This is a genomic window from Mycolicibacterium chitae, from assembly GCF_900637205.1.
GTDB classification, from domain to species: Bacteria; Actinomycetota; Actinomycetes; order Mycobacteriales; family Mycobacteriaceae; genus Mycobacterium; species Mycobacterium chitae.
The window spans coordinates 2,100,549-2,121,552 of record NZ_LR134355.1; the positions used below are offsets into that span (position 1 = coordinate 2,100,549).

A 21,004-nucleotide genomic window follows, 5' to 3' on the forward strand; every position below is an offset into this window, starting at 1 on the left:
AGGGAGTTGCGTGAATAATCCTGAGCAGCAGACATCCGAGTCCAGCGCCGTGCAGCCGAACATTCGCCCCGACTGCACCGAGGAGCTGACCGCCGCGCTGCGGCAGCGAATCATGGTGATCGACGGCGCCATGGGTACCGCCATCCAGCGCGACCGGCCCGACGAGGCCGGCTATCGCGGCGAACGGTTCGCCGACTGGCCGAGCGATCTCGTCGGCAACAACGACCTGCTCAACCTGACGCAGCCGCAGATCATCGAGGCGATCCACCGCGAGTACCTCGAGGTGGGCACCGACATCCTCGAGACCAACACCTTCAACGCCACCGCGATCTCGTTGTCGGACTACGGCATGGCCGAACTCAGCTACGAGCTGAACTACACCGGGGCCGCGCTGGCCCGCGCTGCGTGCGACGAGTTCAGCACCGGCGACAAGCCGCGCTACGTCGCCGGGGTGCTGGGACCGACGACGCGGACCGCGTCGATCTCGCCGGACGTCAACGATCCGGGCGCCCGCAACGTCACCTACGACCAACTGGTCGCCGCCTACCTCGAGGCCGCCAACGGTCTGGTCGACGGCGGTGCCGACATTCTCCTCGTCGAGACGATCTTCGACACGCTCAACGCCAAGGCCGCGGTGTTCGCCCTCGAGACCCTGTTCGAGGAGCGGGGCCGCCGCTGGCCGGTGATCATCTCCGGCACCATCACCGACGCGTCCGGGCGCACCCTGTCCGGCCAGGTCACCGAGGCGTTCTGGAACTCGATCCGGCATGCCAAGCCGCTCGCCGTCGGCCTCAACTGCGCCCTGGGCGCACCCGAGATGCGGCCGTACATCGCCGAGATCTCGCGCATCGCAGATACTTTCGTGTCCTGCTACCCGAACGCGGGCCTGCCCAACGCCTTCGCCGAGTACGACGAGACCCCGGAACGTCAGGCCGGCTACCTCGCCGACTTCGCCGACGCCGGCTTCGTCAACCTGGTCGGTGGCTGCTGCGGGACGACGCCGGCGCACATCGCCGAGATCGCGAAGGTGGTCGAGGGCAAGGCGCCGCGTCAGGTGCCCGAGCTTCCAGTCGCGACCCGGCTGTCGGGCCTCGAGCCGCTCAACATCGACGACAACTCGCTGTTCGTGAACATCGGTGAACGGACCAACATCACCGGCTCGGCCCGGTTCCGGAACCTGATCAAGGCCGAGGACTACGACACCGCGCTGTCGGTGGCGCTGCAGCAGGTCGAGGTCGGTGCGCAGGTCATCGACATCAACATGGACGAAGGCATGATCGACGGCGTCGCCGCGATGGACCGCTTCACCCGGCTGATCGCCTCCGAACCGGACATCAGCCGCGTCCCGGTGATGATCGACTCCTCCAAGTGGGAGGTCATCGAGGCCGGCCTGAAGAACGTGCAGGGCAAGCCGATCGTCAACTCGATCTCCTTGAAGGAGGGCGAGGAAAAGTTCATCCACGACGCCCGGCTGTGCCGCAAGTACGGCGCCGCCGTCGTCGTCATGGCGTTCGACGAGACGGGGCAGGCCGACAACCTGGAGCGCCGCAAGGAGATCTGCGGGCGCGCGTACCGGGTGCTGACCGAACAGGTCGGCTTCCCGGCCGAGGACATCATCTTCGACCCGAACTGCTTCGCGCTGGCCACCGGGATCGAGGAGCACGCGACCTACGGCATCGACTTCATCGAGGCCTGCGCCTGGATCAAGGAGAACCTGCCCGGGGTGCATCTCTCCGGCGGCATCTCCAACGTCTCGTTCTCGTTCCGCGGCAACAACCCGGTCCGGGAGGCCATCCACGCGGTCTTCCTCTACCACGCCATCAAGGCCGGTCTGGACATGGGCATCGTCAACGCCGGTGCCCTGGTGCCCTACGACTCGATCGACGAGGAGTTGCGGGAGCGCATCGAGGACGTCGTGCTGAACCGGCGCGAGGATGCGGCCGAACGCCTCCTCGAGATCGCCGAGCGGTTCAACTCCAAGGACAAGGCCGAGGATCCGACCGCTGCCGAGTGGCGTTCCCAGCCGGTCCGCGAGCGCATCACCCACGCCCTGGTCAAGGGCATCGACGCCCACGTCGAGGAGGACACCGAGGAACTGCGCGCCGAGATCGACGCCGCGGGCGGTCGTCCGATCGAGGTGATCGAGGGCCCGCTGATGGACGGCATGAACGTCGTCGGCGACCTGTTCGGCTCCGGGAAGATGTTCCTGCCGCAGGTGGTGAAGTCGGCCCGCGTGATGAAGAAGGCCGTGGCCTACCTGCTGCCGTTCATCGAGGCCGAGAAGGAAGAGGCCGGCACGTCCGGAACGAAGGACACCAACGGCACCATCGTGATGGCGACGGTGAAGGGCGACGTCCACGACATCGGCAAGAACATCGTCGGGGTTGTGCTGCAGTGCAACAACTTCGAGGTGATCGACCTCGGGGTGATGGTCCCGGCGCAGAAGATCCTGGATGCGGCCAAGGAACACAGCGCCGACATCATCGGGCTCTCCGGCCTGATCACCCCGTCGCTGGACGAGATGAGCAACTTCGCCGTCGAGATGGAACGCGCCGGTCTGGAGATCCCGCTGCTCATCGGTGGCGCGACCACCTCGCGGGCCCACACGGCCGTGAAGATCTCGCCGCGGCGGTCCGGCCCGGTGGTCTGGGTCAAAGATGCCTCGCGTTCCGTTCCCGTGGCGGCCGCGCTGCTCGACGACAAGCAGCGTCCGGCGCTGCTGGAAGCCACCGAGAAGGACTACGCGTCGCTGCGGGAACGACACGCCCAGAAGAACGAGCGGCCGATGCTGACACTGGAGAAGGCCAGGGCCAACCGCACGCCGATCGAATGGGACGGCTACACCCCGCCGGTGCCCGCGCAAGGGACGGGGATACGTGAATTTCTTGACTACGACCTTGCCGAGCTGCGCGAATTCATCGACTGGCAGCCGTTCTTCAACGCTTGGGAGATGAAGGGCCGCTTCCCCGACATCCTCAACAACCCGGCGTCGGGGGAGACCGCCCGCAAGCTGTACGACGACGCCCAGCAGATGCTCGACACCCTGATCAAGGAGAAGTGGCTGACCGCCAACGGGGTGATCGGGTTCTTCCCGGCCAACGCCGTCGACGACGACATCGAGGTCTACACCGACGAGTCCCGGACCGAGGTGCTGACCACGTTGCACAACCTGCGTCAGCAGGGTGAGCACCGTCCGGGCATCCCGAACCGGAGCCTGGGCGACTTCGTGGCGCCCAAGCACACCGGCCTGGCCGATCACGTCGGTGCCTTCGCCGTCACCGCCGGGCTGGGCAGCCAGGACAAGATCATGGAGTTCAAGGCCGATCTCGACGACTACAGCGCGATCCTGCTGGAATCGCTGGCCGACCGGCTGGCCGAGGCGTTCGCCGAGCGGTTGCACCAGCGGGTCCGGATGGAGTTCTGGGGATACCAGCCCGACGAGCAGCTGGACAACGACGCGCTGATCGGCGAGAAGTACGTCGGAATCCGGCCCGCCCCCGGCTACCCGGCCTGCCCGGAACACACCGAGAAGACGACGATCTGGCAGTTGATGGACGTCGAGAGGCGCACCGGTATCGAGCTGACCGACTCGATGGCGATGTGGCCCGGTGCCGCGGTCAGCGGCTGGTATTTCTCGCACCCGCAGTCGCAGTACTTCGTCGTCGGCCGGATCGCCCAGGACCAGGTCGCCGACTACGCCAAGCGCAAGGGCTGGACGTTGGCCGAGGCCGAGCGCTGGCTCGCGCCCAACCTCGGATACAACCCGGAGGACTGACCGGCCCGTTTTTCGAGAAAGTGATGCGGGTCAGCCGAACACCGCGGCGTTGCGCGCCGCCCACTGGGCGACCGACTCGGCCGGAGTGCCGGTCAGCTCGGCCACCAGGGCGTTGGCCTGCTGCGGTCGGTCGATGCCCTTCGCGATCTCATCGAGATACCAGCGCGCGTACTCACCCATGGCGGGGCGCAACGCCGCCTCGCCGTCGGCACGGCTGCACTGCTCGCACGCGACGGCCACCCCGACGCCCACACCGACCTGCTCGGCGATCTGCGCGCGGGTCAGCGCCACCGGCCCGGTGATCGGATACATCTTCCCGTGATGCGCGTCGTCGGGGTCGACCAGCAGTGTCGCCGCCACGCGTGCGATGTCGTCCATCGAGATCGGCGCCTCGACCACCGAGGGATAGGGATCCCGGACCGTGCGGGTGGTCCTGATCTGGTCGGCCCAGATGGTGAAGTTGTCAGTGAACTCGCCCGGCCCGAGCTGGGTGTGCGTCAGCCCCGAGGCGGTGACCTTGTCGGCGTGTTCCTGCCAGTCGCCCGCGCCCGACAGGGCCACCACGTAGTCCACTTTCGCGCTCTTGACCATCTCCAGCGTGGTGTCCAGCGTCGCCGGCAGCGGCGCCAGATACATCCGTTCCACGCCGTCAAGTGCGGCCGGCAGCGATTCGGGCGCTCCGAGATACCCCGTGATCGCTGTCACCCCGTCGGGCAGATCTGCCTTGCGCGGGTTTCTGATCAGCGCGCGGATGTCTTTGGCGCCCAGCTCAATCAAATGGTCCACCACGCGTCGGCCGATGTTGCCGGTGGCGCCGGTCACAAGTATCGCCATGCCCTCCACGGTAATCAGGGCGACCGACGCCGCGAGGATTTCGGCTTCCGCGGGCTTCGATGAGACAATCGCCGGTATGCGCGCTGTGCTCTGGGACATGGACGGCACGCTCGTCGACTCCGAAAAGCTCTGGGATGAGGCCCTGCAGGAGTTCTACCGGCGCCACGACCGGGAGATGAGCCAGGAGTTGCGCAACTCGACCGTCGGCGGCTCCAGCGATTCGGTCGTCGCGATCATCTACGCGGATCTCGGGCTGGCCCCCGACCCCGTGCACATGGCGCAAACCGCGGACTGGATGCACGACTACGTCGGCGAGCTGTTCGAGACCGGCCTGCCGTGGTGTGCCGGCGCCCAAGAGATATTGGATGCGCTCACCGCGGCCGAGGTGCCGATGGCGCTGGTGACCAACACCCGCCGCGACCTCACCGAGAAGGCGCTCAACAGCATTGGCCGCCATTATTTTTCGGTGTCGGTCTGCGGTGACGAGGTGCCCAGCGGCAAACCGGCGCCGGACCCGTACCTGCGCGCGGCGCACCTGCTCGGCCTCGACCCGGGGCACTGCCTGGCCATCGAGGACTCGGTGACCGGCACCGAGGCGGCCGAGGACGCGGGTTGCCCGGTGATCGTGGTGCCCAACGAGGTGGCGGTGCCCAGCAGCCTCCGTCGTCGCCACGTCGACTCGCTGCGCGAACTGTCCGTCGCGGACCTGCGCACGGTGCACGCCGAACTCGACCGGCACGTGCGCAAAGCCGGCTGAGGCGTCTGGCCGCGCCGACCCGCCCCCTGGTGCTTAAATGTGATGAGCATCACGCATTTGGCGTCGGCGGAAGGGATTCGGATGTCCGAGCGCGCGGTCGGTGACGAGCAGTTCGCCAGCGGGCAGAGCGCCGTTCGAATAGCGTCGGTGGCCGCGCTGGGCGGTCTGCTGTTCGGTTACGACAGCGCGGTGATCAACGGCGCGGTCGACGCCATCCAGAAGCACTTCGAGATCGGTAACGCCTCACTGGGTTTCGCGGTCGCCTCGGCGCTGCTGGGCGCGGCGGCCGGCGCGATGACCGCGGGTCGGCTCGCCGACCGGATCGGCCGCCTGGCGGTGATGAAGATCGCCGCGGTGCTGTTCCTGCTCAGCGCCATCGGCACGGGCCTGGCGACCGGCATCTGGATGATCGTGCTGTTCCGGATCGTCGGCGGCATCGGCGTCGGCGTGGCTTCGGTGATCGCGCCCGCCTACATCGCCGAGGTGTCGCCGCCGCACATCCGCGGCCGGCTCGGATCGCTGCAGCAACTGGCCATCGTCTCCGGCATCTTCCTGTCGCTGGCGGTCGACTGGCTGCTCGCGCACCTGGCCGGGGGATCGGATCAGGAGCTGTGGCTGGGCATGGCGGCCTGGCGGTGGATGTTCCTGATGATGGCGGTGCCCGCGATCGTCTACGGCGCGCTGGCTTACACCATCCCCGAGTCTCCCCGCTATCTTGTTGCCACCCACCGGATCCCGGAGGCGCGCCGGGTGCTGACCCGACTGCTGGGCACCAAGAACCTGGAGATCACCATCAACCGCATCCAGGAGACCCTGGAGCGGGAGGACAAGCCGTCGTGGCGGGATCTGCGCAAGCCCACCGGCGGGCTCTACGGCATCGTCTGGGTGGGCCTGGGCCTGTCGATCTTCCAGCAGTTCGTCGGCATCAACGTGATCTTCTACTACTCCAACGTGCTGTGGCAGGCGGTCGGCTTCGACGAGAGTTCGTCGTTCACCATCACCGTCATCACCTCGGTGGTCAACATCCTGACGACGCTGATCGCCATCGCGCTGATCGACAAGGTCGGCCGCAAGCCGCTGCTGCTGATCGGCTCGTCGGGCATGGCGATCACGCTGGCCACCATGGCGGTCATCTTCGCCAGCGCCCCGGTGGTCGACGGCCAGCCGAACCTCGAGGGCGCCGCCGGACCGATCGCGCTGGTGGCCGCCAACCTGTTCGTCGTGGCGTTCGGCATGTCGTGGGGTCCGGTGGTCTGGGTGCTGCTCGGCGAGATGTTCCCGAACCGGATCCGCGCCGCGGCGCTCGGACTGGCCGCGGCCGGTCAGTGGACCGCGAACTGGCTGATCACCGTGACGTTCCCCGAGTTGCGCAACTTCCTGGGCGCGGCCTACGGCTTCTACGCGCTGTGCGCGGTGCTGTCGCTGCTGTTCGTGTGGCGTTTCGTGCGCGAAACCAAGGGCGTGTCGCTGGAGGACATGCACTCCGAGTTGTTGCGGGAGGGGCAGCCGGAGAACAAGGCCTGACCGGCCAGCCGCCGGGCCGCGCGCGGGCATGAAAGAATCACTGTCCGTGAAGACGTTCGAGGAGCTGTTTGCCGAGCTGGGCGAACGTGCGCGCACCCGACCGACCGGAAGTGCCACCGTGGCCGCGCTGGACGCGGGGGTGCACACCATCGGCAAGAAGGTCCTCGAGGAGGCCGGCGAGGTCTGGCTGGCCGCCGAACACGAGTCCGACGACGCGCTGGCCGAGGAGATCAGCCAGTTGTTCTACTGGGCCCAGGTGCTGATGCTGGCGCGCGGGCTGACCCTCGATGACGTGTACCGGAAGCTGTGACTGAAATGCTGCGAGTAGCCGTACCCAACAAGGGTGCCCTGAGCGAATCGGCCGCCGAGATCCTGTCGGAGGCCGGCTACCGCCGTCGCACCGACCCCAAGGATCTGACGGTCATCGACCCGGCCAACCAGGTCGAGTTCTTCTTCCTGCGGCCCAAGGACATTGCCATCTACGTGGCCTCCGGCCAGTTGGATCTCGGCATCACCGGCCGCGACCTGGCCGCCGAATCCGGTGCCCCGGTGGTGGAGCGGTTGGCGCTGGGCTTCGGCTACTCGACGTTCCGCTACGCCGCGCCCGCGGGCCAGGACTGGTCGGTGGATCAGCTCGCGGGCAAGCGGATCGCCACGGCCTACCCGAACCTGGTCCGGAAGAACCTGGCGGACAAGGGGATCGAGGCCACCGTCATCCGCCTCGACGGCGCCGTGGAGATCTCGATCCAGCTCGGGGTGGCCGACGCCATCGCCGACGTCGTCGGCTCCGGGCGCACGCTGCGCCAGCACGACCTGGTGGCCTTCGGTGAGACCCTGTGCGATTCGGAGGCGGTGCTCATCGAGGCCGCCGACCGCCCCGCCGAGCGGGCCCGCGACCAGCTGACCAAGCGGGTCCAGGGCGTGGTGTTCGGCCAGCAGTACCTGATGCTCGACTACGACTGCCCGCGCGCGGTGTTGGACGACGCCATGGCGGTCACCCCGGGCCTGGAGTCGCCGACCATCGCCCCGCTGGCCGACCCGGACTGGGTGGCGGTGCGGGCGCTGGTGCCGCGCAAGTCCGTCAACTCGATCATGGACGAACTCGGCGCCATCGGAGCCAAGGCGATCTTGGCGTCCGACATCAGGTTCTGCCGCATCTGAACGTGTTAGCGTCCGTCTGTGACGACGCACGTTCTGGTTCTTCTGCTGGCTGTGCTGATCGGCGCGGTCGCCGGGTTGCGCGCGTTCACCGCGCCCGCGGTGCTGGCCTGGGCGACGGTGTTGCAGTGGATCAACCTCGACGGGACCTGGGCCTCCTGGATGGGCAACTGGGTCGTCGTGGCCCTGCTGACCGTGCTGGCCGTCGTCGAACTGATCTCCGATCAGCTGCCCAAGACCCCGAACCGGACCGCCGCGGCGCCGTTCGCGGCGCGACTGGTCACCGGCGCGCTGTCGGGCGCGGTGCTGGGGACGGCCTGGGGGTACACCTGGGGCGGCCTCGGCGCCGGCATGATCGGCGCGGTGCTCGGCACCCTCGGCGGCTATCACCTGCGCCGCAAGCTGTCCGACCGGCAGGGCATCGATCTGCCGGTGGCCCTGACCGAGGATGTCGTCGCGGTGTTGGCCGGTTTCAGCATCGCGGCCCTGACAGCGGCGCTGTGACCGAGCGCTTCGACGCGATCGTCGTCGGAGCGGGACAGGCCGGCCCGCCGTTGGCCGGGCGACTGACCGAGGCCGGAAAGACGGTCGCGGTAGTCGAACGCAAACTCGTCGGCGGCACCTGTGTGAACTACGGCTGTATCCCGACCAAGACCCTGGTCGCCAGCGCGTACGCCGCGCACACCGCGCGTCGCGGCGCCGAATACGGGGTGGGCACCGGGGACATCGCCATCGACATGGCAAAGGTGAAGGCGCGCAAGGACAAGATCATGCTCGACGACCGCCACGGTCTCGAGTCGTGGCTCGACGGCATGACCGGGTGCACCTTGATCCGCGGCCACGCCCGGTTCATCGGACCCAAGACCCTGCAGATCGACGGCGCCGACCTGGCCGTCATCGAGGCGGACCGGATCTTCCTCAACACCGGCGGGCGCGCCGTCGTCCCGGAGATTCCGGGCCTGGCGGACTGCGACTATCTGACCAACGTCGGGATACTCGAACTGGACACGGTGCCAGCGCATCTGGTGATCGTGGGCGGTAGTTACATCGCGCTGGAGTTTGCGCAGATGTACCGGCGCTTCGGTGCCGAGGTCACGGTCGTCGAACGGGGCGCGCGCCTGACCTCCCGCGAGGACGAGGACATCTCCGCGGCGATCAAGGACATCCTCGAAGCCGAGGGCATCAACGTCGTGCTCAACGCGGCCGATATGCGATTCGACCGGTGCGACAACGGGTTCGAGCTGACACTCGGCGCCGGCGCCGCACCGATTGCGGGCAGCCATCTGCTGATGGCGACCGGACGCCGACCCAACACCGACGACCTCGGACTGGAGGTGGCCGGGGTCGAGTGCGACGAGCGGGGCTACGTCAAGGTCGACGATCAGCTGCGCACCAGCGCGGATGGGATCTGGGCGATGGGGGACTGCAACGGCCGGGGTGCGTTCACCCACACCTCCTACAACGACTTCGAGATCGTGGCGGCCAATCTGCTCGACGACGACCCGCGCCGGGTGTCCGACCGCGTCATGACCTATGCGCTCTACATCGATCCGCCGTTGGGGCGGGCCGGGATGAGCGTGGATCAGGTACGACGGTCGGGCCGGCCGGCACTCGTGGCCACCCGACCGATGACCAGGGTGGGTCGCGCCGTGGAAAAGGGTGAGTCCCAAGGCTTCATGAAGGTGGTCGTCGATGCCGAGACCGAGCAGATCCTGGGCGCGGCGGTGCTGGGCGTGGGCGGTGACGAGGTCATCCACTCGATCCTCGACATCATGACCGCCAAGCTGCCCTACACCGCGATCTCGCGCACCATGCACATCCATCCGACGGTCAGCGAACTGGTGCCGACCCTGCTGCAGGATCTGCAACCGCTGAGCTGACTCAGGTGCAGCAGTTCGGATCCAGGACCACGCACAGCGCCTGCAGCGCCTCGGGGCGCACCCGGTGAAAGACGTTCATCCCGCGACGGTCCGAGATCACCAGTCCGGCTTTGCGCAGCTGACTCAGGTGATGGCTGACGGTCGATTCGGTCAGATCCAGCAGCGCGGCCAATTCACCGCTGATCTCCTCGCCGGTAGGGGAGTTGAACAGGTGCGCGAGGATCTTGACCCGGGCCGGATCGGCGATGGCCTTCAAGCGCATGGCGATCTGCAGGGCGTCGTCGTCGCTGATCGGCCCGGCCGCCACCGGTGCGCAACACACCGGTGCGCTCATGTCGATCACGGGTAAGGCCTTGGGCATGGATCCATCTTGCCAGGGATATTGACATATATCAAAAAGGGGAGCATTCTGGCGGTTGTCCGAAGTTCGATATATGTCACAATCCTCTCGAGGAGGTTCCCATGTCCCGGGTTCAACTCGCCCTCAACGTCGACGATCTCGACCAGGCGATTGCGTTCTACACCAAGCTGTTCAACACCGCGCCGGCGAAGGTCAAGCCGGGCTATGCGAACTTCGCGGTCGCCGAACCGCCGCTGAAGCTCGTGCTGTTGGAGAACCCCGGCCGCGGCGGCACCCTCAACCACCTCGGCGTGGAGGTCGGCAGCAGTGAGCAGGTGCACTCCGAGATTGCCCGACTGTCGGGCGAGGGGCTGTTCACCGCCGAGGAGATCGGCACGACGTGCTGCTTCGCCACCCAGGACAAGGTGTGGGTGACTGGACCTGCGGGCGAGAAGTGGGAGGTCTACACCGTGCTGGCCGATTCGGAAGAATTCGGCAGCAGTCCGCAGCACCTCGACCCGGAGGCCCAGGGGGCCACCTCCGCCACCGCCTGCTGCTGACGATCACCGGCTCGACTTGCGCCCTGCTTCGACATCCATCAATATAGATGAATGTCGAAGTCAGGGTCGCGGGTCGCCGATGCGCCAGGCTGTCCGCCCGGGGCGCTGCTGCCGGAACCGCTGTCGGCCACCGCGGCGACGGAGATGGCGGTGAAGCTCAAGGCGCTGGCCGATCCAGTGCGCCTGCAGTTGCTCTCCGCGATCGCGAGCCGCGCCGGGGGCGAGGCGTGCGTGTGCGATATCGCGGTCGGGGTGGAGGTTTCACAACCGACCGTCTCGCATCACCTCAAGGTGCTGCGCGATGCCGGTCTGCTGACTTCGCAGCGTCGTGCCTCGTGGGTGTACTACGCGGTGGTGCCCGACGCCCTGGCCAGCCTGGCTGTGCTGCTCGGGGTGGCTGACCCGGTCGGGGCGCGCGGATGACCGCCGCCGCGCCGGCGGTGGTCGGCAGAATGTCCACCCTCGATCGCTTCCTGTCGGTGTGGATCGGTGCCGCGATGATCGCCGGCCTGCTGCTGGGGCGGTGGGTTCCCGGTCTGAACACCGTCCTGGAAAGCGTTCAGATCGACGGCATTTCGCTGCCGATTGCACTCGGACTGCTGATCATGATGTATCCGGTGCTGGCGAAGGTGCGCTACGACCGCCTCGATACCGTCACCGGTGATCGCAAACTGCTGCTGTCGTCGCTGGTGCTCAACTGGGTGTTCGGCCCGGCGTTGATGTTCGCGCTGGCCTGGCTGCTGCTGCCCGATCTGCCCGAGTACCGGACCGGGCTGATCATCGTCGGGTTGGCGCGGTGCATCGCGATGGTCATCATCTGGAACGACCTGGCGTGCGGCGACCGCGAAGCCGCCGCCGTGCTGGTGGCGCTCAACTCGGTCTTCCAGGTCGTCATGTTCGCGGTCCTGGGCTGGTTCTACCTTTCGGTGCTGCCCGGCTGGCTCGGCCTCGATCAGACCACCATCGACACCTCGCCGTGGCAGATCGCCAAGTCCGTGCTGATCTTCCTCGGCATCCCGCTGATCGCCGGATACCTGTCCCGGCGGATCGGCGAGCGAGCCAAGGGCCGCGACTGGTACGAGTCGACCTTCTTGCCGCGCATCGGGCCGTGGGCGCTTTACGGCTTGCTGTTCACCGTCGTGATTCTCTTTGCGCTGCAAGGCGAGCAGATCACCAGTCGCCCCCTCGACGTCGCCCGCATCGCGCTGCCGCTGCTGGCTTACTTCGCGATCATGTGGGGTGGCGGCTACCTGCTGGGCGCCGCGCTGGGGCTGGGCTACGCCCGGACCACCACCCTGGCCTTCACCGCGGCGGGCAACAACTTCGAGTTGGCCATCGCGGTCGCCATCGCGACCTACGGCGCGACCTCCGGCCAGGCGCTGGCCACCGTCGTCGGCCCCCTCATCGAGGTGCCGGTGTTGGTCGCCTTGATTTACGTCTCGCTGGCGTTGCGAAAGCGGTTCCGCGACGCCATTTCATCGAGCCCGCACCCGTCTGCCCCCGAACCTGGAGTCCGCCCATGACCGATCTCGCCATCGACCAGCAACTCGCACTGCGCACCGCCGCGACCCGGCTGCACGCCGAGTTCGCCGACACTTTCGGTACTGAAACCATCGAACGATTCCTGCACTCCTCCTATGACCAATTCGCCAGCCGCGCCACCATTCCCAACTTCCTGCCGCTGCTGGCCGAGCGCTTCGCCCGCCAACGCCTGCAGGCTTTGGCCCGGGTGGAAGGCAAGGTCAGCGACGGCAGACCCACCGTGCTGTTCCTGTGCACCCATAACGCCGGCCGCTCACAAATGGCCCTGGGTTTCTTCGCCCACCTCGCCGGCGACCGCGCTGTGGCCTGGTCGGGCGGGTCCGAACCCGGAAGCGAAATCAACCACGCCGTCATCGCCGCCATGCGTGAGGTCGGCATCGACATCACCGGCGAATACCCCAAACCCTGGACCGATGAGATCGTGCAAGCGGCTGATGTTGTGATCACCATGGGATGCGGCGACGCCTGCCCCATCTTCCCCGGGACCCGTTACGAGAACTGGGACTTGCCCGACCCGGCCGGACAAGACCTTGACACCGTGCGACCCATTCGCGGCATCATCGAGACCCGGGTACGAAATTTGCTGGCCGACCTGAACGTCGCTGTCGACTAACCGCAGCAGTGCTGACCGCGCCAGGCCTCCACGCCCTCGCGGGCGGCGACCGCGGCGATCACCAGTGCCGCAACGGAATCGCTCCACCACCAGCCGAACAGGCTGTTGAGCGCCAGGCCGGCCAGCAGGACCGCCGACAGGTACGTGCACAACAACGTCTGTTTGGAATCGGCGACCGCCGACAACGATCCCAGCTCCCGGCCGGCGCGGCGCTGCAGCCACGACAGCACCGGCATGATCGCCAGACTCAGGGCGGCCAGAACGATGCCGATCGTCGAATGTCGTGGCGGCTCGCCGACGCCGACCAACGACTGCACCGCGTCGACGGTGACATAGGCGGCCAGCGCGAAGAACGAAAATGCGATCACCCGCAGCGCCGTCTTCTCCCGCGACTCGTGATCGCGCCCGGCGAACTGCCACGCCACCGCGGCCGCCGAGGACACCTCGATCACCGAGTCCAACCCGAACCCGATCAACGCGGTCGAGCCGACCCGCGCACCCTCCGGGATCGCCACCGCGGCCTCGATGATGTTGTAGGTGATGGTCGCGGCCACGAACCAGCGGATGCGCCGGGTCAGTAGCTGTCGCCTCGCCAGGTCCAACTCGGCCGCCATCAGCAGCACCCATCCCCGGTGCCGATCGAACAGCAGCACTCCGGATCCACCGTCAGGACCAACCCAACGAGGTCGTCGAGGGCTTTGGCGATCCGGGCATCGGCCAACTCGTAACGAGACCGGCGCCCCTCCGGCATCGCGACCACCAATCCACAACCGCGAAGGCAGGCAAGGTGATTCGACACAATCTGACGAGACACGCCGATTTCGTCCGCCAGATCGGACGGGTAACGCGAGGCCGTCCGCAGCGACATCAAGATCTGGGCCCGGGTGGTATCGGATAGGGCATAGCCGAACCGGGCCAACGCGTCACGATGCATCACCGGCACTGTTTGCATGCCGGTCATAGTACATAGCTTTCTGAATTCAGGACATTATGGATCTAGCGCGGCTGCACCAACAGCGTCTGCGCCGAGGTGCCGATGAAACCGGAGTGGTCAAAGATCTCGGCCGTGGTCACGCCGAGGCCGTCGGGGCCGATGGAGCCGCGGGCCCGCACCGCGAACTCGTCGCCGGTCGGCAGCCGATGCAGATGCACCGCGGTGTCGGTGTTCATGAAGATGAACTCCTCGGGGTTCAGCGCCGAGCCGATGCCGTTGGCCGAGTCGACCACCATGGCCAGTCGCTGCAGGGCCGTGGTGGGCTCGTCGTCCACCAAGGCGACTGTCGGTCGCAGCCAGAAGATCCGGGCGCCGGCCTCGTCCTGCTGACGCTGCCAGGCCACCGACTCCAAGTAGCCCGGGGCGTCCCACCAGAACTCCGGCAGCGGTATCGCCTCGCCGCGGACCAGCGGGGGATACCGGTCCGACGCCCCCGCGGAGGTATCGCTGGTGGCCAACGCCCACGCCGACACCCGGGCCACCGGTCGATCCGGATCGGCCACCGGTGCCATCTCCGCACAGACCAGGCTGATGCGCTTACCGGGACGCGGAACGAAGGTCCGGACCGTCAGCGGTACCACCGGGATCGCGCCGAGGATGTCGAGAACCAACCGCCCGATTCGCAGGCCCGAACCCTCGAGGTGGTGTTCGATTTCCCGGGTCAACAGTGCCAGCGGGGGAGAGCCGTGTTGGATTTCGGGGGTCCAGTTGCTGCGTGTCAGGTCGGTCGACTCGTAGGAGTCCGGCGACACCCGCCGGTAGTAGCAGGTCACGCGGCCACCACCGGCCAGCCGGGGTACGGCGGCGGCGTGCCGCCGAAGGCCGGACAGTGCGCCTGATGGCTGCACCAGTTGCAGAGCCGCGACGGCTTCGGCGGGAAATCGCCCGTCGCACCGGCTGATTGAATGGCACGCCACATCGCGATCAGCGTCTTCTCGAAGCGCAGCAGTTCCTCGCGGTCGGGCGTGTAGTCCAGCACTTGGCCATCAGCCAGATATACCAGTCGCAGCCGCGCGGCCAGCACCCCCCGCGATCGCAGCAGCGCGATCGCGTAGAACTTCATCTGGAACATCGCCTTGGCCTCGGCGAAGCCGCGGGCCTCCGGCGGTGCCTTGCCGGTCTTGTAATCCACCACGCGCACCTCGCCCGTCGGCGCCACGTCGATGCGGTCGATGTAGCCGCGCAGCAGCGTGCCGTCCTCGAGTTCCACCTCCACGCGCTGTTCGCAGGAGTCCGGATCGAACCGGGTGGGGTCCTCGAGGCGGTAGTACCCGGACAGCAGGGCCTGGGCCTCGGCGAGCAACCGGTCGCGCTGTTCGGCGCCGAACGTCTCGGCGAACTCCGGCTCCTCGGCGGCCAGCAACTGCCAGGCGGGCTCCACCAGGGACAGCGCGGTCTGCGGGTCGCGCTGCGGGGCCGGCAGCGCGTAGAGCTGTTCGAGCGCGGTGTGCACGACCGAACCGCGCGCCTGGGCGGCCGACGGCGGCTCCGGCAGCCGATCGATGGCCCGGAATCGGTACAGCAGCGGGCACTGCTTGAAGTCGGCTGCCCGCGACGGTGACAGGGCGGGACGATGCATACTCAGCAGCCTATGCAGCAGCACCGACAAGGCATGGCAGGCTGATGCCCTGTGTCTGACGCAACCGGTCCCTTCCGCGTGGGTGACCGCGTACAACTCACCGACGCCAAGGGGCGGCACTACACGATGGTGCTGACCCCCGGCGGGGAGTTCCATACCCACCGCGGCGCCATCCCGTACGACTCGGTGATCGGTCAGCCCGAGGGTTCGGTGGTGAAGTCCACCAACGGCGACCCGTTCCTGGTGCTGCGCCCGCTGCTGATCGACTACGTCCTGTCGATGCCGCGCGGCGCCCAGGTGATCTACCCCAAGGACGCCGCCCAGATCGTGCACGAGGGCGACATCTTCCCCGGCGCGACGGTGCTCGAGGCCGGGGCCGGGTCGGGCGCGCTGACCTGTTCGCTGGTGCGCGCCGTGGGGCCGACGGGACGGGTGATCTCCTATGAGGTGCGCGCCGATCACGCCGAACATGCGGTGCGCAACGTCGAGACCTTCTTCGGGGAGCGCCCGGCCAACTGGGACCTGAGCATCGCCGACCTCGCCGACTACCCGGACGACGGCCCGCAGGTCGACCGCGTCGTCCTCGACATGCTCGCCCCGTGGGACGTGCTGGACACGGTGGCCCGCGCGCTGGTGCCCGGCGGGGTGCTCATGGTCTACGTCGCGACCGTCACACAGCTCTCGAAGGTCGTCGAAGCGCTGCGCGCGCAGCAGTGCTGGACCGAGCCGCGGTCCTGGGAGACGCTGCAGCGCGGCTGGGACGTCGTCGGGCTCGCGGTGCGCCCGCAGCACAACATGCGCGGGCACACGGCGTTCCTGGTGTCGGCGCGGCGGCTGGCGCCCGGGACGGTCACCCCGACCCCGCTGCGCCGCAAGCGCCAGGTCTGACTCAGTCGTCGCTGTGGACCAGGCCGCGGCGCGCCGAGAGCAATTCGATCTCGGGGCGCGCGGCCACCAACCGCTCCGCGGCGTCGAGCACCTCGACCACGTGGGCGCGGTCCCCGGCCACCATCGACACCCCGATCCCGGCGCGGCGATGCAACTCCGCTGCTCCCGTCTCGGCGGCGGAGACCGCGAACCGGCGGCGCAATTCGGCGACGATGGGCCGCACCACCGACCGTTTCTCTTTCAGCGAACGCACGTCGCCGAGCAGCACATCGAACTCGAGCCAGCCGATCCACACGGTCGCTCAGCCGCCGAAGGCCAACAGCAGGTCGGCGGTCTCGCGGGTCAGCTGCCAGCCGTCCCCGGCCGGCTGGAATTCCATCGGGAAGGTCAGCGGCCCGCTCTCGGGTTTGGCGGGGGTGGCCGTCACGGTCGCCCACACGTTGCCCGGATCGGCTTCCGACCAGGACAGTTCGGTGGCGGTGAAGCTCAGGGGCAGCAGCTGGTTGTCGGCCAGCGCCTTGGCGAAGCCGTCGAGCGCGCCGGCCTGATCGGGGGTCGCGCCCTCGACGAGCGGCAGCTTGGCGTCGCCGGGAATCGCGGGGTCGGAGAGCCGGGCCAACACGTCGGTCAGCGCCGCGGGGTCGGGCAGCGGCGCGACGGCGGGGGCGGGCGCCGAGGTGGTCGTCGGGGTCACCGGCGCGCGGGGTTCGGCGCCCGGGTCGTCGGAGCACCCCGACAGCCCGAACGCCGCCACGAAGATCGTGGCGGCGCTCAGGACTGACGAAAGGGGCTGACTCAACTCATCCGGCGAACATGGACAGCACCTGCGAGGCCGAACCCCGCGAGAGCTTCCAGCCGCCCTGGTCGACGAACGTGATGTTCTGCGTGGTCGGCGTCAGCCCGGGCCCGGAGGCCGTGACGTTGGCCGTGGCGGTGCCCGGTCCGGCCGGGGCAATGTCGGCGATCGAGAACGACAGTGGCAGCAGGCCCTTGGCGACGGCGTTCTTCATCAGGCGATCGGCGGTCTTGCCCTCGATGATGCCGATGCCACCCTCGACCAGATAGCCCTTGCTGCCGAACGGCACGCCCGGATTGGCGAGGCCGTTGAGCACCCCGTACAGCGCGTCGGCGGTCGGCACACCGGCCACCGGATTCTGCGGCATCGGCGCATCGAACACGGCGAGCTGAGCCTGGGGCGCCGGCGCACCGGCTGCAATTGAAGTCACACCCGCGGCAGCGGCGCCGGCGATCACGGCGGCGCCGGCGATGGCTGCCACGCCTGTGGCTAGGTATTTCATGGTCAAGGCTTCCTTTCGTTCAGCCGACTCAATCAGCAGAGGCTAACAGTGGTACTGGTGTGTCGAATTGCTACACCGCACACAAAGGCTGAATCGCCGGTAGCGTTGAAGTTGTTACTGCACCAACTTTCGGTGCGGGAGAGGAGCGCAACATGAGTGAGTCGGAGCGTTCAGAAGCGTACTCGGACGGTTTCAACACCGCCATGTCCAGCGAAGACGCCGCCGAGCTCGAGCAGCTGCGCCGCGAGGCCGCGGCATTGCGAGAGCAGTTGGCGGAGGTCGCCGGCGGTGCTGGAGGCGCCCGCAGCGCGCGCGATGTGCATCAACTCGAGGCCCGGATTGACTCGCTCGCCGCGCGCAACGCGAAATTGATGGAAACTCTTAAAGAAGCCCGTCAGCAACTCCTCGCCCTGCGCGAGGAGGTCGACCGGCTGGGCCAGCCGCCCAGCGGGTACGGCGTGGTGCTCGACGTGGCCGAGGACGACACCGTCGACGTGTTCACCTCGGGGCGCAAGATGCGGCTGACGGTCTCGCCCAACATCGACGTCAACACCCTCAAGAAGGGCCAGACCGTTCGGCTCAACGAGGCGTTGACGGTGGTCGAGGCGGGCAGCTTCGAGTCGGTCGGCGAGATCAGCTCGCTGCGCGAGATCCTGGCCGACGGCAAGCGCGCGCTGGTGGTCGGCCACGCCGACGAGGAGCGCATCGTCTGGTTGGCCGAGCCGTTGATCGCCGCCAACGATCTGCCGGCCGAGGTCGCCGGTTCGCTCACCGAGGCCGAGCTGGAACTGCGGCCGCGCAAGCTCCGTCCCGGTGATTCGCTGCTGGTGGACACCAAGGCCGGTTACGCCTTCGAGCGCATCCCCAAGGCCGAGGTCGAAGACCTCGTGCTCGAGGAGGTGCCCGACGTCAGCTACCACGACATCGGCGGCCTGACGCGGCAGATCGAGCAGATCCGCGACGCCGTCGAGTTGCCGTTCCTGCACAAGGATCTCTACCGCGAGTACGCGTTGCGGCCGCCCAAGGGTGTGTTGCTCTACGGCCCGCCCGGCTGCGGCAAGACGCTGATCGCCAAGGCGGTGGCAAACTCGCTGGCCAAGAAGATGGCCGAGCTGCGCGGCGAGGAGTCCCGGGAAGCCAAGTCGTACTTCCTGAACATCAAGGGCCCCGAGCTGCTCAACAAGTTCGTCGGCGAGACCGAGCGGCACATCCGGCTGATCTTCCAGCGGGCCCGGGAGAAGGCCTCCGAGGGCACCCCGGTGATCGTGTTCTTCGACGAGATGGACTCGATCTTCCGCACCCGCGGCACGGGCGTGAGCTCGGACGTGGAGACCACCGTGGTCCCGCAGTTGCTCAGCGAGATCGACGGCGTCGAGGGCTTGGAGAACGTCATCGTGATCGGCGCCTCCAACCGTGAGGACATGATCGACCCGGCGATCCTGCGGCCCGGCCGCCTGGACGTCAAGATCAAGATCGAGCGCCCGGACGCCGAGTCGGCCCAGGACATCTTCAGCAAGTACCTCACCGAGGAACTGCCGATCAACGACGACGACCTCGCCGAGTTCAGCGGCGACCGCGGCCTGACCATCAAGGCCATGATCGAGAAGGTCGTCGACCGGATGTACGCCGAGATCGACGACAACCGGTTCCTGGAGGTCACCTACGCCAACGGTGACAAGGAAGTCATGTACTTCAAGGACTTCAACTCCGGGGCCATGATCCAGAACGTGGTCGACCGGGCGAAGAAGAACGCCATCAAGTCGGTGCTGGAGACCGGTCAGAAGGGTCTGCGCATCCAGCATCTGCTGGACTCCATCGTCGACGAGTTCGCCGAGAACGAGGACCTGCCCAACACCACCAATCCCGATGACTGGGCACGGATCTCGGGCAAGAAGGGCGAGCGGATCGTCTACATCCGCACGCTGGTCACGGGCAAGAGTTCCAGCGCCAGCCGCGCGATCGACACCGAGAGCAACCTGGGCCAGTACCTCTAGGACCGCGGGTTGCCGGCCGTGTAGGTGCGGTAGCGGTCCCGCGCGACCAGGGTGCGGCGCAGGTCGTCGAGCAGCGGATCCAGGAACTGCGCGCGGTACTCCGCGTCGCCGACCGCGCGCGCGGCCAGGTACATGAAGGTCAGCGCGGTCAGGAACATCGTCATCTGGATCAGCGCGTCCGGGATGGGCAGCGTCATCCCGAACACCTGACCGTCGGAGGGGCCGCCATTGGTCCACGCGTCCAACAGTTCCGGGCTGATCAGGATCAGGCCGAAGACCATGAAGATCATGCCCGTGGCCACCGCCACCGTGAGGACCTGCACCAGCTGTGACAGCGCCACGACGTAGACCACGTTGAGGCGTTCGGCGGCCGACAGCGGCACCCGGCGCGGGCGGTCCGGCAGATCCTCGAACGGGGTGCCGGCCAACGTCTTTGCGTCCTCGTCGCGCTTGGCGTCGGGGTCCAGGATCGGGCGGACCCGGTGCATGGTGTTCGACACCAGGAACACCGCGGCGATGGCGAACAGGAACAGCAGCGCCAGCCAGAGCCGGCCGCGGCCGATCGTCGACGCCATGGTCCACACCGGCGAGTTGAAGAACACCAGCACGGTCAGCAACATCACCGGCAGCGCCCGCAGCATCAGCGCCCCGATCGAGGCGAGATTGGTCAGCGTCATTCGGGCGGCCCAACCCAGGATGGCGCCGACTCCCGTTGCCGTGCACAGCAATATCAGCCCGATGATGACGACGTCGAGCACGATGTCGACGAAGACCAGGACGCTCGGCCCGCCGAAGACGGCGCCGAGCAGAGCGATGCCGACGGAGGCGAGGGCGATCAGCCGGCGCCGGGGGACCGACTCGACGCGATTGGTCAGCCAGCCCGTCAGCGTGGCGGCGGGCAGCACCAGGACGACGATGAACAGCACGAACCATTCGGTGCGCGTGGGGGTGCCGTCGATGTCGATGGTGTGCTCGCCGGTGACCGCGACCACCAGGATCGACGACAACATCACCAGCGCGAAGGCGGCCTGCGCGGGCGCGGAGCGGGACACCACCCGGCGCACCAGCGTGCCCGGCCGCAGCACGTAGGGCAGGCCGTTGCGCAGGAACCAGCGTTCGGCCTCGGCGCGCCTGAAGTCGGTGGTCATCTCGTCGCCAACTCCACACCGTCGGGCGGGGCCGCGCAAGCAGCGACACGACCCACAGCCTCTGCCGCTCGGGCTCCTCCGCGGCCTCGTGCCTCGGCCGCTGCGTCGCCCGCTGTGTTG

Annotated in this window: 23 protein-coding genes; 13 read left to right on the forward strand and 10 right to left on the reverse strand. The window is 67.7% G+C overall.

The genetic code is table 11. The features are described 5' to 3' along the window. The first annotated feature begins 10 nt into the window (after positions 1–10). Positions 11–3,775 carry a methionine synthase gene (gene metH / locus EL338_RS09925; RefSeq protein ID WP_235666427.1) on the forward strand — a complete coding sequence of 1,255 codons (3,765 nt, stop codon included), beginning with the start codon at positions 11–13 and terminating at the stop codon, positions 3,773–3,775. A 30-nt stretch (positions 3,776–3,805) separates the two neighbouring features. Here the strand turns inward: metH and EL338_RS09930 are convergent, their stop codons facing one another. Beyond that, positions 3,806–4,609, reverse strand: a complete 804-nt coding sequence (locus EL338_RS09930) for an SDR family oxidoreductase (protein WP_126333608.1) — start codon at positions 4,607–4,609, stop codon at positions 3,806–3,808. A 76-nt stretch (positions 4,610–4,685) separates the two neighbouring features. On the opposite strand from EL338_RS09930, the gene EL338_RS09935 reads away from it, so the two are divergent. The 6 genes from EL338_RS09935 to EL338_RS09960 all read left to right on the forward strand — a co-directional run bounded on the left by EL338_RS09935 (position 4,686) and on the right by EL338_RS09960 (position 9,928). After that, positions 4,686–5,366 carry an HAD family hydrolase gene (locus tag EL338_RS09935; protein ID WP_126333609.1) on the forward strand — a complete coding sequence of 227 codons (681 nt, stop codon included), beginning with the start codon at positions 4,686–4,688 and terminating at the stop codon, positions 5,364–5,366. An 81-nt stretch (positions 5,367–5,447) separates the two neighbouring features. Beyond that, positions 5,448–6,890, forward strand: a complete 1,443-nt coding sequence (locus EL338_RS09940; protein ID WP_126333610.1) for a sugar porter family MFS transporter — start codon at positions 5,448–5,450, stop codon at positions 6,888–6,890. 28 nt (positions 6,891–6,918) lie between these two features. Next, positions 6,919–7,200 carry a phosphoribosyl-ATP diphosphatase gene (locus EL338_RS09945; protein WP_126333611.1) on the forward strand — a complete coding sequence of 94 codons (282 nt, stop codon included), beginning with the start codon at positions 6,919–6,921 and terminating at the stop codon, positions 7,198–7,200. A 5-nt stretch (positions 7,201–7,205) separates the two neighbouring features. Next, on the forward strand, positions 7,206–8,051 hold the full coding sequence (gene hisG, locus EL338_RS09950) for an ATP phosphoribosyltransferase (RefSeq protein ID WP_126333612.1): 846 nt from the start codon (positions 7,206–7,208) through the stop codon (positions 8,049–8,051). 18 nt (positions 8,052–8,069) lie between these two features. Continuing rightward, positions 8,070–8,552 (forward strand): DUF4126 family protein, encoded by a 483-nt coding sequence (locus EL338_RS09955; RefSeq protein WP_126333613.1) that lies wholly within the window; start codon positions 8,070–8,072, stop codon positions 8,550–8,552. Beyond that, positions 8,549–9,928, forward strand: a complete 1,380-nt coding sequence (locus EL338_RS09960; RefSeq protein ID WP_126333614.1) for an FAD-containing oxidoreductase — start codon at positions 8,549–8,551, stop codon at positions 9,926–9,928. The genes EL338_RS09955 and EL338_RS09960 overlap by 4 nt, the downstream gene beginning before the upstream one ends. Position 9,929: 1 nt before the next feature. Here the strand turns inward: EL338_RS09960 and EL338_RS09965 are convergent, their stop codons facing one another. Next, a complete protein-coding gene (locus EL338_RS09965) occupies positions 9,930–10,289 on the reverse strand; it encodes an Rv2640c family ArsR-like transcriptional regulator (RefSeq protein ID WP_126333615.1) in 360 nt (119 codons plus the stop codon). A gap of 101 nt (positions 10,290–10,390) precedes the next feature. Between EL338_RS09965 and EL338_RS09970 the strand changes: the two genes are divergently transcribed. Genes EL338_RS09970 through EL338_RS09985 form a run of 4 tightly spaced genes read left to right on the forward strand, consistent with a single transcriptional unit; the run spans position 10,391 to position 12,983 of the window. Continuing rightward, positions 10,391–10,828 (forward strand): ArsI/CadI family heavy metal resistance metalloenzyme, encoded by a 438-nt coding sequence (locus EL338_RS09970; protein ID WP_126333616.1) that lies wholly within the window; start codon positions 10,391–10,393, stop codon positions 10,826–10,828. Between the two features lie 51 nt (positions 10,829–10,879). Beyond that, positions 10,880–11,251 (forward strand): ArsR/SmtB family transcription factor, encoded by a 372-nt coding sequence (locus EL338_RS09975; RefSeq protein WP_126333617.1) that lies wholly within the window; start codon positions 10,880–10,882, stop codon positions 11,249–11,251. Then, positions 11,248–12,351 carry an ACR3 family arsenite efflux transporter gene (gene arsB, locus EL338_RS09980; RefSeq protein WP_126333618.1) on the forward strand — a complete coding sequence of 368 codons (1,104 nt, stop codon included), beginning with the start codon at positions 11,248–11,250 and terminating at the stop codon, positions 12,349–12,351. Before EL338_RS09975 ends, arsB begins: the two co-directional genes overlap by 4 nt. Beyond that, the gene (locus EL338_RS09985; RefSeq protein WP_126333619.1) at positions 12,348–12,983 is read left to right on the forward strand and encodes an arsenate reductase ArsC; all 636 of its coding nucleotides are present in this window, start codon (positions 12,348–12,350) and stop codon (positions 12,981–12,983) included. The genes arsB and EL338_RS09985 overlap by 4 nt, the downstream gene beginning before the upstream one ends. Here the strand turns inward: EL338_RS09985 and EL338_RS09990 are convergent. Genes EL338_RS09990 through EL338_RS10005 form a run of 4 tightly spaced genes read right to left on the reverse strand, consistent with a single transcriptional unit; the run spans position 12,980 to position 15,556 of the window. Then, positions 12,980–13,597 (reverse strand): cation efflux transmembrane domain-containing protein, encoded by a 618-nt coding sequence (locus EL338_RS09990; RefSeq protein ID WP_126333620.1) that lies wholly within the window; start codon positions 13,595–13,597, stop codon positions 12,980–12,982. The genes EL338_RS09985 and EL338_RS09990 overlap by 4 nt on opposite strands. Beyond that, positions 13,597–13,935 carry an ArsR/SmtB family transcription factor gene (locus EL338_RS09995; RefSeq protein WP_126336779.1) on the reverse strand — a complete coding sequence of 113 codons (339 nt, stop codon included), beginning with the start codon at positions 13,933–13,935 and terminating at the stop codon, positions 13,597–13,599. The genes EL338_RS09990 and EL338_RS09995 overlap by 1 nt, the downstream gene beginning before the upstream one ends. 44 nt (positions 13,936–13,979) lie before the next feature. Continuing rightward, positions 13,980–14,750, reverse strand: a complete 771-nt coding sequence (locus tag EL338_RS10000; protein WP_126333621.1) for a thioesterase family protein — start codon at positions 14,748–14,750, stop codon at positions 13,980–13,982. Continuing rightward, entirely contained in the window at positions 14,747–15,556 is an 810-nt protein-coding gene (locus EL338_RS10005) for a RecB family exonuclease (protein ID WP_126333622.1), read from the reverse strand. The genes EL338_RS10000 and EL338_RS10005 overlap by 4 nt, the downstream gene beginning before the upstream one ends. 51 nt (positions 15,557–15,607) lie before the next feature. Here EL338_RS10005 and EL338_RS10010 point away from each other — a divergent pair, with 51 nt between their 5' ends. Then, positions 15,608–16,444, forward strand: coding sequence for a tRNA (adenine-N1)-methyltransferase (locus EL338_RS10010; protein WP_126333623.1), 837 nt, complete (start codon positions 15,608–15,610; stop codon positions 16,442–16,444). Between the two features lies 1 nt (position 16,445). Here the strand turns inward: EL338_RS10010 and EL338_RS10015 are convergent, their stop codons facing one another. The 3 genes from EL338_RS10015 to EL338_RS10025 are packed head-to-tail and all read right to left on the reverse strand — an operon-like array spanning position 16,446 to position 17,742. Next, positions 16,446–16,739, reverse strand: coding sequence for a DUF503 domain-containing protein (locus tag EL338_RS10015; RefSeq protein ID WP_126333624.1), 294 nt, complete (start codon positions 16,737–16,739; stop codon positions 16,446–16,448). Between the two features lie 6 nt (positions 16,740–16,745). After that, entirely contained in the window at positions 16,746–17,243 is a 498-nt protein-coding gene (gene lppK / locus EL338_RS10020) for a lipoprotein LppK (protein ID WP_126333625.1), read from the reverse strand. A 1-nt stretch (position 17,244) separates the two neighbouring features. After that, positions 17,245–17,742 carry an MTB12 family secreted protein gene (locus tag EL338_RS10025; protein ID WP_126333626.1) on the reverse strand — a complete coding sequence of 166 codons (498 nt, stop codon included), beginning with the start codon at positions 17,740–17,742 and terminating at the stop codon, positions 17,245–17,247. Between the two features lie 152 nt (positions 17,743–17,894). Here EL338_RS10025 and arc point away from each other — a divergent pair, with 152 nt between their 5' ends. Next, a complete protein-coding gene (arc, locus tag EL338_RS10030; protein ID WP_126333627.1) occupies positions 17,895–19,736 on the forward strand; it encodes a proteasome ATPase in 1,842 nt (613 codons plus the stop codon). On the opposite strand, the gene EL338_RS10035 is transcribed toward arc, so the two are convergent. Next, positions 19,733–20,884 (reverse strand): hypothetical protein, encoded by a 1,152-nt coding sequence (locus EL338_RS10035; RefSeq protein ID WP_126333628.1) that lies wholly within the window; start codon positions 20,882–20,884, stop codon positions 19,733–19,735. The genes arc and EL338_RS10035 overlap by 4 nt on opposite strands. Between the last annotated feature and the right edge of the window lie 120 nt (positions 20,885–21,004).